General features: G+C 41.5%; 10 protein-coding genes and 1 pseudogene. 1 reads left to right on the forward strand and 10 read right to left on the reverse strand.

What is annotated here, in order from left to right:
- The first annotated feature begins 287 nt into the window (after positions 1–287).
- Positions 288–995, forward strand: coding sequence for an SDR family NAD(P)-dependent oxidoreductase (locus Q0791_RS05740; RefSeq protein WP_299003692.1), 708 nt, complete (start codon positions 288–290; stop codon positions 993–995).
- 308 nt (positions 996–1,303) lie between these two features.
- On the opposite strand, the pseudogene Q0791_RS05745 reads toward Q0791_RS05740, so the two are convergent.
- The 10 genes and pseudogenes from Q0791_RS05745 to Q0791_RS05790 form a co-directional block, all read right to left on the reverse strand.
- Positions 1,304–1,591 (reverse strand): annotated as a pseudogene (locus tag Q0791_RS05745) (SDR family oxidoreductase); the annotation flags it as partial.
- 261 nt (positions 1,592–1,852) lie between these two features.
- Positions 1,853–2,308 carry an SDR family NAD(P)-dependent oxidoreductase gene (locus tag Q0791_RS05750; RefSeq protein ID WP_299003693.1) on the reverse strand — a complete coding sequence of 152 codons (456 nt, stop codon included), beginning with the start codon at positions 2,306–2,308 and terminating at the stop codon, positions 1,853–1,855.
- A gap of 100 nt (positions 2,309–2,408) precedes the next feature.
- Positions 2,409–3,257 carry a DUF3626 domain-containing protein gene (locus tag Q0791_RS05755; RefSeq protein WP_299003694.1) on the reverse strand — a complete coding sequence of 283 codons (849 nt, stop codon included), beginning with the start codon at positions 3,255–3,257 and terminating at the stop codon, positions 2,409–2,411.
- Between the two features lie 315 nt (positions 3,258–3,572).
- A complete protein-coding gene (locus Q0791_RS05760; protein ID WP_299003695.1) occupies positions 3,573–4,913 on the reverse strand; it encodes a cytochrome c in 1,341 nt (446 codons plus the stop codon).
- A 1-nt stretch (position 4,914) separates the two neighbouring features.
- The gene (locus Q0791_RS05765; RefSeq protein WP_299003696.1) at positions 4,915–6,495 is read right to left on the reverse strand and encodes a GMC family oxidoreductase; all 1,581 of its coding nucleotides are present in this window, start codon (positions 6,493–6,495) and stop codon (positions 4,915–4,917) included.
- Positions 6,495–7,025 (reverse strand): sugar dehydrogenase complex small subunit, encoded by a 531-nt coding sequence (locus Q0791_RS05770; RefSeq protein ID WP_299003698.1) that lies wholly within the window; start codon positions 7,023–7,025, stop codon positions 6,495–6,497. Before Q0791_RS05770 ends, Q0791_RS05765 begins: the two co-directional genes overlap by 1 nt.
- 198 nt (positions 7,026–7,223) lie before the next feature.
- On the reverse strand, positions 7,224–8,027 hold the full coding sequence (locus tag Q0791_RS05775; RefSeq protein WP_299003700.1) for a sulfite exporter TauE/SafE family protein: 804 nt from the start codon (positions 8,025–8,027) through the stop codon (positions 7,224–7,226).
- A 439-nt stretch (positions 8,028–8,466) separates the two neighbouring features.
- Positions 8,467–9,927 carry an aryl-sulfate sulfotransferase gene (locus Q0791_RS05780; RefSeq protein WP_299003702.1) on the reverse strand — a complete coding sequence of 487 codons (1,461 nt, stop codon included), beginning with the start codon at positions 9,925–9,927 and terminating at the stop codon, positions 8,467–8,469.
- 635 nt (positions 9,928–10,562) lie between these two features.
- Positions 10,563–13,070: a family 20 glycosylhydrolase gene (locus Q0791_RS05785; protein WP_299003704.1), complete on the reverse strand. Its 2,508-nt coding sequence runs from the start codon at positions 13,068–13,070 to the stop codon at positions 10,563–10,565.
- A gap of 483 nt (positions 13,071–13,553) precedes the next feature.
- Entirely contained in the window at positions 13,554–14,192 is a 639-nt protein-coding gene (locus Q0791_RS05790) for a DJ-1/PfpI family protein (RefSeq protein WP_299003706.1), read from the reverse strand.
- Positions 14,193–14,287 lie beyond the last annotated feature (95 nt).

The raw sequence follows: 14,287 nt of genomic DNA on the forward strand, positions 1-14,287 counted from the left end.
TCCGGTATTACAACTCAGTTAGGCCTCATCAATATAATGGAGGTTTAACACCTAACAGATCCGAACAATTATTTAAGCGCGAACATAAATCCGTGGCCAGAATTAGTTGACCACTTCAGTTGACTTTAAATGAAGTATTGAGATTATCTGACACTCATCATCCCGAGTTCAGGTTAAATACTGTTCAACAAGCAGAAAACCCAGTCAATATAACAAATGCTGAGCCACAAGAAGAAAGACATTCTTCTATACTCAAACAACGAACATGACCATCAAACAGAAATAATATGAATATGTTAATCTTAGGCGGTACAGGGGGCATAGGCTCAGCTTTAATCAAACATGTCCTTAAACAGCCAAATGTCACAAAAGTGTACGCCACTTTTCATACTCAGCCCCCTTCCTTGACCGATCCACGCTTACAATGGTTTAAAGTCGATATTACTCAAGAAGCAGCCATAGCACACTTAGCGGAACATATTCCATCATTAACCTTTCTTATCAATACTATTGGTATACTGCATACAAAAGAGGCACAGCCAGAAAAATCCTTAAAAAGCTTTGAGAGTGAATTTTTTAAACACAACATCAATACTAATGCACTACCCAGCATATTATTAGCCAAATACTTCTCCTGTCACCTTCGTCAGGATCAGCAAACTTACTTTATTAGTTTTTCAGCAAAAATAGGCAGTATCACAGATAACCATTTAGGTGGCTGGATCAGCTATCGAGCGTCAAAAGCCGCCCTTAATATGGCACTGAAAACCATTAGTATTGAATGGCGACATCAATTACCTCAATGCACTGTTATTGCTTTTCACCCCGGTACAACCGAGACAAGTTTATCTCAACCATTTCAAAAGAATGTTCCTCGCCAAAAACTCTTCACGCCAGACTATGTCGCTCAATGTTTAACGGACTTAATTCAGCGTCTCAAGCCACAAGATACGGGGACTTTTTTCAGTTACACTGGACGACCTATTCCTTGGTAATACACCTATGATCACCATACGCCAATCAATAACTTTCATTACACTGCTTTTATTCGTTTTTGAACTTAAACACACTATCGGTAAGCCATGAAGACGCCCCTTTTGCTTCCAAGTCATCTATTATCAATAACAATAACCTTGCGCTGACAATTGACTACTTTTTAATGTAAAACCTATTCCAAATAGCCATTAAGCAGACCTTTACTTTTATTGCCAACCATGAAGATTTGTCAATAGTGGTGTTAGCCAGAGCTATGCCAAAAGAGTATATCGGCTCAAAGCGATAACCAATCCTAAAAACGAGCGGGCTATTTGCCCCCCGCCAAATCAATAAAAGATCCCGTGACATAACTGGCCTCATCACTCAACAGCCAAGCAATGGCATGAGCCACTTCATTTGGCGTGCCGCCACGCTTGAGAGGAATGTGAGGCGCTAACCTTTCGACTCGATTAGGCTCACCACCATTTGCATGCATTTGTGTATGAATAAAACCCGGTCTAACACTATTCACTCGAATACCAAGTTCTGCCACTTCTAATGATAACCCTTTCGTTAGTGTATCCATGGCGCCTTTAGACGCTGCATAATCGATATACCTGTGATGCTGCAAGATACCTGTTTTCAGAGTGCGTAAAAGTGCGTAATTCAAGGCGTATGATTGCAGAAATGCTTATTGCCTTTTAAGATCATACAACGTAGAAGTATGTGCTTTTACCCACTCCCAAAGGGCTGGTTTAAAAGTCTTTTATGTTGCGTTACTGAACATTGGCTTAGAACAACTAGGCTCACTGTTCAAAGCCTTACCTAAAAGACTTTTTATTCCAGCTGAACCCTGTATCTTGCAGCATCACAGGTATCACTCAAAAGGCGCGCCACTTCTTGCCGCCGCTGATGACACGTTCACTATTGCCCCCTTTGAATCAATGCGCTGAATGAATTCCTTAGCGCACAAAAAACAGCTGGTGACATTCGTTTGCATCATTTGGTTAAATCGCGCAACATCAAGATCCACCAGCCGCTTTTGTGGCAATAACATACCGGCATTGTTCACTAAATGGGTCACTTTGCCTAGCTGATGTTCAACTTGATCAAATAATTGAATCACATCGCTTTCTTGAGACACATCCCCTTGTACAGCAATTGCCACTCCACCCGCTTGACGTATTTGACTCACTAACGTATCGGCACAAGATTGCTGCACTCGGTAATTAACACAAACCCTATAACCTTGAGAGGCCAATAACTGTGCCGTTGCCGCACCAATGCCTCGTCCAGCGCCTGTGACTATGACCACTTTCTTTATTTGTTCCATTATTGATCCCTAACGCCTCGTTATAATAGATTCATTCCCCATGAATTTAATCAACAAAACAAAGTGAATCAATATTATTCTGTAACTTATTAAAAATTAATCATAAAGAGTAACCAAAGGTCACTAAATAATGCCACACTTTCTTTAAATCCTGAGGATCATCTAATCCTAAGTTGCAGCGCTCTCCAATTAAATCAGGGGTAATAACCCCTTTATGGGCCAACATTTTGGCTAGCTCAACAATTTTCTTACCGCGATATGACTCATGTTGTTCAACAACTTGAACAGACACGCTAAAGCCTTTATGCCATGTCAATTCACAGGGCAATTGACGTGCTTGCCGCTCTATCTCAGTACCCGAATAGATAGGATCTAACACTAATGACGCCACATCATATTCAATATTAATGTCCCCATGAATATGAGCTTCAATATAATTATCTAATGCTTCCCAGTGCTCAGGTAATGGCTGTTCCGCTAACTGAATAAGGCTCGCGGCCTGATGATATGTCGCAAAGTGCTGTGGCTTAAAATAACTATCAGGATAGCAAAAAGTGGTACGCGCTAACGTTTTTGGGGTTAACCGAAAATGCGCCGATCCGAATCGAGGTGATGCACCTATAACCTGTTTTCGGTAATTCAACGCCCCATATTTAGGGCGTTCAATAGGCAAACAAGTATCATACACGCCATCAAACGCCCTTGATTCCCACTGCCATCGTTTGCCACCATGATATGCCGTTAAACTGCCATTACTGGTATGCGTTTCAAATTGAGAGCTGAGTTTACCACTTTGTGCCATGGCGATCAGAACAGGCTGCCCGTTTGCCGTTAAGCGATCAGGATGGAAATTAATGGTCACTTCACAGTCAAGTTTAGGCCTTTCTCCCTTAGCGCGACGCTCGATAATCTCAATGACCTGATTTTGCGCCTGAGTTAACCCTTTCATGATACAACTCACTCTTTAAACCTGTTATTGCTCATTTATATACCCGTGACTGATGAATCCCCAGTTTTTTAGTCACGGGTATATCTTCTCAGTCAAAAGGACGCAGAGCTTTCACTTCTTCTGATGTGATCTTTCCATCTCCTTGGCCGTAAGTGCGAGTAAGAAAATTAACTAAAATGGCCACTTGCTCGTCAGACTAATCAGAAAGATGTGCCGAAAATGCGGGCATTAAAATATCACCCTGATTATTATTACGATGGACACCATTCAGATACAACTCATTCTTTAAACCTGTTATTGCTCATTTATATCTTCTCAGTCAAAAGGACGCAGAACTTTCACTTCTTTTGATGTGATCTTCCCATCTCCTTGGCCGTAAGTGCGAGTAAGAAAATTAACTAAAATGGACACTTGCTCATCAGATAGGTGTGTCGAAAATGCGGGCATTAAAATTTCACCCTGATTATTATTACGATGAACACCCTTTAAAATGACCTGAATTAAATTACTTGGGTTATCACTTCCCACCACGCTATTATGATAAAGTGACGGATAATAACCATCAGGCGATCCACTGCCATCAACGTCATGGCAAGCACTGCAGTTTTCCATATAGAGGAATTTTCCCGGCATTGTTTGCTTCGCTTCTGCTATCGGTACACCACGTAATTCAATATCCTGTGGTATCGCATTGCCTTGTTCAAACCGCGACTTCCCCGTGCCAGATACGGCTGGAACATCCCGTAAATACACAGCAATAGCATTTAGATCCGCAGCGGTTAAATAACGTAAACTATACTCGATCACTTTTCCCATTGGCCCTGCGGCTTGAGCTTTACCCGCCACTGAGCCAGTTTTAAGATATTCTACTATCTGTTCATGGCGCCAATTACCCAGTCCATAGTTCAAATCATTGGTAATGTTGAACCCATGCCAGCCCGCAAAATTCGCCCCAGCAAGAAACCCTTTTTCACGCTCGTTGTTGGCAATGGTTTGTAATGCCCATCCCCTTGGCGTATGGCAGCTGCCGCAGTGGGCTGGCCCTTGTACTAAATAGGCCCCTCGATTCCATTCTTGCGTTTGACTAGAGTCTATCTGATAAGCACCTTGGGTATGAAACAACCCATTCCAAACCGCGAGTGTCCATCGCATCATAGTGATAGGCAGATCATTTTCATGGTTGATTTGATGAATCGGTGGCACAGAAGTCATAAAATAGTGATACAAGGCTTCAATGTCTGCATCAGATAATTTGGTGTACTCAGTGTAAGGCATTGCAGGATATAAATAGCGCCCATCTCGACGGATCCCAGCACGTAACACCCGTTTAAAATCTGCCAACGAATAGTGACCAATGCCCGTTTCTTTATCTGGAGTAATATTCGTCGAATAAGTCATTCCATTTGGCAATGAGATAGGCAGCCCACCCGCATAAGGTAGATTGGGGGAGCCAGTGTGACAGGCAAGACAGTCAGACATCTTAGCAACATACTCTCCTCGACTCATACCCTCTGGAGTGAGCCTTGTCTCTACCTGCATCTTTGACTGACTCTCGACACTGAAAGGTGTCGATATATTGAGAAAAGTGAGACTCAACACCACCAGCCCTCCACAGATGAGCATAGTGCTGAACAACACAAAAAGATAACGTGGCATATTACATTTCCCGTTTCAGTGTATCAGCAATACGTAACGAAAGCGCTGCTATGGTCAATGTGCAGTTAACGCTGCCCGAGGTTGGCATAGTGCCAGAACTGGCAATAAACAAATTTGGATGATCATGTGTACGACAATCACCATCGACAACACTGTCCTTAGCGCTGCTGCCCATTAGAGTGGTGCCACAGATATGATGATTATTAAACAATCTGTCACTATGGTGTATGTTCGTGCCCTCCATGACTTTGGCTATCTTGTTGTATACTTCACGAGTATGGACAATACTACGTTTAACATAGTCATCAATTTCATAATAAAACGTAGGTCTCGCTATCCCCAATCCATCACGGTAAGCACGACTCGGAATGATTCGATTTTCTGGGTGAGGTAACTGCTCATGAAAACTGGAAAACTCCACGTAACGCGCGGCTTTATCTCGAATCTCACTATCAAGTTGCGCACCAATAATCAAGCGATCTTGGGCAAGGATCTCTTGTGTCATCTGTTCGGTACGGTTCAAATTGGACAGTTGCAGTTTTTTACCTGCATAATGTGAACGAAACCGACCATCACGCCAGCCAACAATTGACGTCATCTCCTGTGGCCCTCGGCCCGGCCACAACCTCTCTTTAACAAAAAAACGCACACCCACACCGAGATGATCCATCAAGTTCCTTCCAACCATGTCTGAACTATTGCCAATTTCAGAGTTCAACATTAGCTTAGGTGTTTCAATGCCGTTCGCAGCGAGAACGAAATACTGACCTTCAACTTTGACGGACTCACCTTCAGGCGTTTTGTAATGCACCGCCACAATACGCTTTTCCGGCCCTTTTTCAATGTGATACACAACAGCCTTAGAGATGAGCTTGGCCCCTGCCGCCTCCGCTTTTTCAACATGAGTAATGCCACAATACATGGCACCAATGGGGCAAATAGGGATACAGTTATTACTGCCACAACAAGTGGGGCGCTTATCATAAGGACGACTATTACGGGCGACAGGCTCAGTGACCATATTAAAGCCATTAGCATTCAACCGTGCCTTAATCACTTGCTCATTATATGAAATCGGTAATGCCGCCATGGGATAAGGTTGAGAACGGGGTGAACCAAGCTCTTCATCATTAGGACCCGATACCCCTAAAGCTTCTTCTGCACTTTGATACCAAGGTTCTAGATCTGTGTAGGTAATAGGCCAGTCGCGACCAACACCATAGTTAGATTTTAGCCGAAAGTCGACGGGCAAAAAACGCCAAGTCGACCCCGCCCAATGCCAAGTCGTTCCTCCCACGGCTCTAACATACTGAACTTGGTAAGCTTGCTCCCCTTGTTGAATAAAGTAAGCATTATTTGGTTCATATTCTGGATGAGGTGCATAGTGCGTGCTAGGGTAAGGTGCCATAGAATTCGTTTTATTTGGGTGATTACGAAACCGTTCAACCAATTCACCTCTGGTATAACGAGGGCCCGCTTCAAGTAACAAGACTGAGTTCCCCTTTAACGCTAATTGATGTGCAATTAATCCCCCCGCGACACCGGAACCCACAATAACCACATCCGCTTTTTTCACTGTCATTATGGCGTCCTTTCTCTTGGCTCAATCGCCCAAAACCCAGGTTTGTTAGGACAATAACTACGCACCCCTAACACGTCATCAACGGCATTAAAGCCCAAACCATGACGATATGTGATCACTTGTGCATGCGTCCCTTTTCCCACCATGCCTGTATACCATGCACAAAGGATCTGTTTAGCGGTAACGGCTGAACTCGAGCTTAGCTGAGAAGCTAAAGCCCCTTCATTGGCAGTTTCACATTCAGTTGCCAATGCCCTTAACGTAATATCAAAGAAGGGATATTCCGCCTTTAACGCATGATAAAAACGCGTACTCAACACAGGCATCAAACCCTTTGTCTCAGTTAATCGCTCTGACACAGTAAGAAAGAGATAATTGGGTGACAGTGAGCCTAGTAACGAGCTCGTCACTGCTTCTAAAGGAGATGGCGATGCCAATGTCAATGCACCAATGGACGCGACACTCTTTAAGAGTTGTCGACGTGTCATAGGGTGAGATAAAAATCTAATGTTAAACGATGCTTGATCCATAATAATTTCACAATACCAAACGGAGTCCATCCTAGATCACAAGACATCTCATATAAAAAATCCTGCAAAAATTATGTAAATACACTGTAAGGGTCTAGGACATATTAACTTCCCCTGCCTATCAAGCCCTGCCTATCAAGCCCTGCCTACCAAGCCCTATCTACCAAGCCCTCCCCCATCAAGCTTAGTCAAAACACATTAAAAAAACATCAGCACGCCCACAACGAATACCAATATCGCATATACTTTTTGCAAGTAGACTTTTGGAAGCTTTGCGCCTATTTTTACTCCTACAGCAGCCATTACCGCACTGGGGATCAACGAAAAAGCCACAATATATATATTCACAAAGCCCAATTGACCATGAATATACACATGACGAAGCTGAAATATGCCCGTGGTGATAAGCAATACCACCCCCATTGATGATAGCAATAGCCCTAAAAAAGTACTGCAACCGATAGCAAGACGTAAACGAATGCCACATTTACATAAATACGGTACAGTAAAGACAGGAACACCCAGTAAAAACCACCAAAGACCTTGTAAAAAAGTTAAAAAATGATGATAGCTCGACGTCAAAGACCATTTTGTTTTATCACTCTGTTGGTCATAACTCCAAAACCAAAAAGCAACCGCTATGATCAGAACAGAAAACAGATGTTTCACACCGCCACTGGAAATAATATTGAGTAGACCAATGGCCACCAAACTCCCTACAACGAGTCCCGGCAACATTATTTTTACTATCACAGCCTTAACATAGCCACTTCGCCATTGCATGTAGGCCGCAGATAAACCAAGCAGCATAGCCCCCATAGCAGCGGTGCCTATTGCCGCCTGCATCTGATAAGCCTCAACCTCAGGAAATTGACGTAAAATATAATAAAAACCCGGCACCAAAATTAACCCAGCGCCACTGCCAAACACGCCGTATACAAAACCCGCCAGTCCACCGATTAACACACACTCAACAGCAAATATGGGCCACTCTATCAGCATGATATTCCTTTATTCTTATTCGACGCTAAACTAACTATAGCTGTAAAAGGATCACAACTTCAAAAACTCATCATTGCAGGACTCAAATCCACCTAAAGAAGTGTTAAAATTGATAGGAAAAATAGTGATGGGTGCGCTAAATGCGAGAAATATCATCCAATTGGCTACGTTGACATTGACTCTATCACTCAATCAAATCATAGAATAACGGCCATAGCCTTTTACGTAGGTGCAGCCCGCGCTATTATCAGCTCCACAGCAACTCCCTGTGCTGTAACATAAAAAATTTCAATTCATTGGTTTAAGTTAACCTGTTAGTGTCTATCAAAACATATTAATAACGCTATAAAAGGACATAATTTATCAGTCACGGAAGTAAACTCGCCATCTGATACCAATCTAAGTAAACAGATGGCGACAAAAATTTAACTGCTCAGGATTATTTTTCAATACCCGTAATTTCACTGTCACTCGCATCAAACTGATAAAGCCTGAACACAGCCCCACTGGTGCCTGTGGTATTGGTCGAAGGATCCATTTCATCTGTCACACTGCCATCACTGTCTAACCATACGGCAACCCCCGTTCCACCACAATCACAAGAAAGATAGTCACCGGAAGACAGTTTTTGTGCTGAACCCACACTATTTTCTTGGTAACCAATATCAGCCGCTAAATCGGTTTCAAAAGGACCGTAAAGATCATCAATACCTTCACTGTCATCGCCTAGAGTATAATAACCATCAGAGTCAATAGGTGGCGTCATTTCAATCACCTGACTGCTGGTTTCACCTTTATTGTTGTTATACATCAAAAAGGTGCCAAATCCATTACTGGCATCTGAATCCAGTACCAGATTGACATCATGCACACCACTTAAAAAAGTATAAGTGTCATTTTCGTAACCATAGGCTTGAGGATTTCCCCATCGATACAGTAAATCTCCACCTTTATCATAGGTTCCACCAGATGATGTGGCAGCTTCTGCTGTGGTTGTTGAATGATCAATAACCCAAAGCTCACTGTATGTATTTGATGAAACTATGATTTGATCAAAATCTTCAATATAATGAATATTATTTAAATGAATAATATCATCAGTACTACTGCTAATATAATTGATATCAATTTTTTCAGGATGATCGATAATGTCTTCATCAGTATAATTATCTTCCTCATCCGCGTATTGGTTTTGGATCAAATGATCCCAAGCATTCCACTGCCACACGACTTCCCAGCTATTAGTGCCATCATCATTTTCAGTACGTTCAACTTCAATAATCCGCTCTGACAAAATACCATTAGTTTCATCGATAAGATCCGGATCTCTGCCAGCTGCAACAGCTTCATCATAAGACTTTCTCACCCAAACCAGCATCAAAATATTACCACTGGGCAAAATTGCGATATCATGATGGGGCATAGTGTCGTCATAATCCTCCCCCAAATCATCCTGATAATTTAATGTCCAATCAATAACAGTATCACCGCTGTCTGCATCAATATAACTGCGCTCAACCACGCCACCAAAATTAAAGCTAGGCTGGTTTTGGTAAAATAAATTATCATCTGTTGCAATATTGTCTTCATCATAACCTGTGCGAACCAGGTAACCTTCACTGTCTAAATAGGTCACAAGACCCGGTTTATAATCACTGCTCCACTCATAGGTTTGATTATTATCTTCATCCACTAAATAAGTCGATGTTGATGACATAGGCGCATAAAGCACGTATGCCGTGTCATCTGAACTATCAGTATCATCACTGCTGGTATCGGTAGTTTCTGTGGTACTCCACACTGTATCGAGATCGCTGAATTTACAGCCGAAAAGCAAAAAAGGGAATAATAAGGCTAAACAAGGCGCTGAAGGTGCTATTTTTTTTAATGAGAATGACATTATACTGACTCATTTCAATCTAGATAGAAGACAAGCAGTATGACGGATCCTATCAACGCTGTTCAATTGACCAAAGATTAAAAATAAATAAAGACATGTATATAAAGTTAAAAATAACGAGTCAGCATCAGGATTAAATAAAGTCAACACGCATAAGAAACTATCTTCTATCACCCAAGCCTGTAATGATTTAAGCGAGGTTCTTTCGCGTCTTCAAAGTCAAGGATAATCTCTAAAATGAACATCTCTATCAATATAAGGGTCCAAGGCAAATAAACCATCAGGTTAGATGATTTATACCAATTCCATTATATAAGTGATCTTTCAGCGGGAATTCAACATGCTGTAGGCAAGGCAGATGGTTGAAGCTAATAGTCATTCTATATCGAAAGCAGCTAACGTAGCATAAAGTATGTTGAAACCCGCACAAAGTGAGCTGCTCAGACATTCCACTTCTGCGTTACATTCATTTGAAAGGGAATCACCATTACAGCATAAATGCGCCTTGAATTGAAAAGCCTGAGAAGCTCTGAATTGATCATCTATATAATGGAATTGGTATTATTTGCCTATAGTGTCATTCCCCAATATTCTCGCTACGCGGATGACATGGCCCATCAAAGCTAAAAGCCATTTTATTCCGTAGTAGAACATGAGTCAGGATTATAGTCATAAATATGACTGGTAATTGTTTGACCATTTAATGTAAAAACGCCCTGAGTTTGTATCTTTTTTGTCATCACTTCAGGTGGCTTTTGGGGGTCATAGTTTTGCCATTGTGATGAGGGACCTGAACGATACTGCACAAAGAAGTGATTGTTATTAATAGGGTAGAATTTCATTACCCATTGGTTTTGGTCATTAATACAGGGAATAGCGGGTGTCACACGAAAATCAGTGATGCCGTAGTCTTCAAATAATAGCGGCAGTGTACTTTGCCCAATACGCTTAATAAACTGCGGAAAGTTTCTGGCCTTTGGATTGCTCCAAGCCGTTTCGGCTAGGCCTAACACTTTAGGAAACAACATATATTCTAAGTGATCAACCGATGTAATATTTTCCCCCCATAACGCGCCTGATACACCCAAGACATTATTCGTCTCAGTCACATCTTCTTCAGGATCGTAAGTGTACGCCGTATATTCATCAGTATAGCCAGCCCAATTGTATCCTTTCTCCCATGGTAAATCACCATAGGCTAAATCAAAGTAAACAGCGGATGCCAACACCATCACGGTGTTATAACCCGCATCAGCCCAAGTCACGCCTGCATCTTGGCTGGTCCAAGTATAAATCCTGATGTCTTTATCAAGTACCTGATTATTAAGTGGGTTAGTTTCAGGCACATCATCCCACACTGCCAACTCGAATCCTTCTTTTTCTGCAAGCTGTTTAACTTTATCGATAAAATAGAAATGCAGATAATTCTTCTTGTCATCATCACTTAAATTAGCAGCAGGTGTTAAAAGTTGACTACAAGCGGGTGAATCGAGCCAAGCGCCCGATGAGACCTCATCGGAACCAATATGTAAAATAGGCGTGGTTTGAAAGTCTTGGCGAACGAGTGCTAACGCATCACCAATTTTTTTATAAGCAGAATCTAAACAAGGATTAATGGTATTATCATGATACCATTGAGGCGTCGTGTAGTAAGAAGCATCTTTAGGATCAATCAGATCGTCAGGATAGGATTTAATAAAAGCCCTAGCATGACCGGGTAAATCAATTTCTGGAATAATGGTAATGAATCTCTCTTTAGCATAGCTAACCATTTCAGCTATTTGCTCTTTAGTATAATAACCGGGTTGTGTCGATGGGTAAGGTGTACCACCAGAACCTTGAGTGGGAATATTAAGATTGGTGCTATATGGCCCTTCCTTGTATTCGTTAGGTAACACATGGCTATTGAATCCTCTCGCTAGACCCGTATGAGTCTTGCCTTGATAGTTTGACTCAACCGGATCAGACAAATTGCTTAAATCTGAAGATCCAGAGGCATCAATACGCCAGCCTTCGTCATCGGTGAGGTGAAGTTGCAAATTATTCAGCTTCAATAACGACATAGAGTCTATGACTTTTTTCACGGTTTCAACAGTTTGAAAATGGCGCGTCACATCTAACATTAACCCTCTATAATCATATTCAGGATAATCGGTGATCCTGAGTATGGGTAACTTAAATTGACCTGTCATTAATGCTCGCTGTTTTGCCGCATAGAGTATTTGTTTCAACGTTTGCTCGCCATAGAATAAGCCCTGATCAGTTGTTGCAGTCACCTTAATGCCTTCTTCTGAGCTAATGGTTAATGTATAACCTTGCTGCTTTTGAAAATCGTCCAGATCCGCATGAGTCGAAAGATCGGAACCTATGGTGAGCTTAATGGGTAAAGTGACGGGATCTTGTGATGGTGTCATATCCAATGCTGTAATAAAGTCAGAAAGCTGAGTCGCCCCTTGCAAATTAAAACTTGTGACGCTAATGCTATTCGCCTTATCAATATCAATTTCTTGCGGCAAGGGGGAAACACTCAAGGATGTAACGAATTTTGATGCAGCCAGCTTTTCTTGGCCTGACTCATCTTGACCTAACTTTTCTTGACCGACATAGGGGTAATAATTGTTGTAGTCATAATCGCCAGTTGTTTCCAGTAAGGCAATATTGTTAAATACTGAGTCATCTGGAATATCAACGACATTGGTGACTGTTTTATCCTCGTCGACTTGGATTATAAAATAACCAGATGGTGGCCCGGAAATATTGCTGGGAGCACCAGAAACACCAGTAATTTTAAAACTCAGCGTATCTTTTGTGCTGTTATTGGGTTCAATAACATAGAAATCACCAAGATTGCTTTCATCTTGACATTCAGTAACATAAGTTGGACATCCACCTTGTAAATTGATGAGCGCTCCATCTCCAGTCACTTCTGAAATAGGTAAATAACTATTAAATCCTAACAGCCATTTTTGATCCGGCCGACTATCGACACCACTGACGGTTATCGTGGCCTCGTAATCCGTTGATTCATCATTGGTAAGAGTATAATCAATACGAGGTGAAGCAAAAGCCGTTAAGGGGAGAAATATTGTAACGATAAGATATGATGTAACATTCCTCAATAATGAGGTTAATTTGGACGACATAACCATTTTAACACCTACTATGAGAGTAATTAAACAGCTTCATTACAATACGTTGTATATTTTACAAACGATATATAATGATAAGACAAATAAAATGAAATCCTTTTGAATGATAGTTGAGTAAATGGATAACGTCATTACTATGTGACGCCATAACGAAGGTCATAGTTCATGACATTGACTCGCACTTAAAGATTAGTACAAAGATCTAGCTTTAGCCTTAGTGATAGAGTGTATTAATGATGGCATGTTGTGGAAAGCACCAAAAGCTTAACATTAACTATTGACGCCATAGCCTCTCTGGCACGTAAAACTCAACCAAACTTTGTTCGCCGTGTATTAGCCGAACGCTCACATTATTTTCCGAGTCTACATAAGGAATATATAATATGTAGCCGCGTTAAGGTATCAGTAACGTTACACAAAGCCTCGGCATTACAACTTAAACACTAAACTCAATTTAGAGTAAAAAATGCGATGGCATTACGAATCACTCTTAAACGCTTTGTTATGCGAACTTTCCCACTCTGCTGATTGAATAGTTGTGGCAATAAGCTCTTCAAAAAGTGCTAACTGCCCAGCTGGAATTAATTGATTTTGTATAATTTTTCGTTTATTTGAGTCAAAAAGCCGCTCTGCAAGCCAACCAATGAGATACATCACTGACAGACAACCTCCAGCAGTGGCTATGTTGCCTTCTACCACAAGAGGTCGATTCTGAACATCTCCTCCCATACTTTGCAGCACGCCCTTAGCATCTGGGTTCGTCGTTAACCGCTTACCTTTTAGTAGACCTAACTCATGCAGAATAAATGACCCCGCACAAATAGAACCAATTAGCTGCTTATTTGGGTCAAGATTCAGCGCTGACATAAATCCAGTATCTTTCAAGGCTGCAGGGATACCACGTTTACCGCTAGTGATAAGCACTGCATCTTGATCCGTTACCTCTGAAACATGTCCGTCAGTGCTAACTTTCATACCAAGGTGGGAATAATGTTCAGGTTTAGTTCCCAGTATACTAACCGTCCAACTATCACTTGTTCGCCCAAGCAAATCATACATAAGAAAAAAATCTACATCAGTAAAACCATCAAACAAAACAACGCCGACTTTGTACATAAAATTTTATCTCTTTCGTTGATCTCATAAACAAATAACAAATGAAGACATATATGGACACTCCTGATTTATCTAGACGCACTGTGTGTCTTGAT

It is taken from the genome of uncultured Shewanella sp. (genome assembly GCF_947495455.1).
In the GTDB taxonomy this organism is placed as follows: Bacteria; Pseudomonadota; Gammaproteobacteria; order Enterobacterales; family Shewanellaceae; genus Shewanella.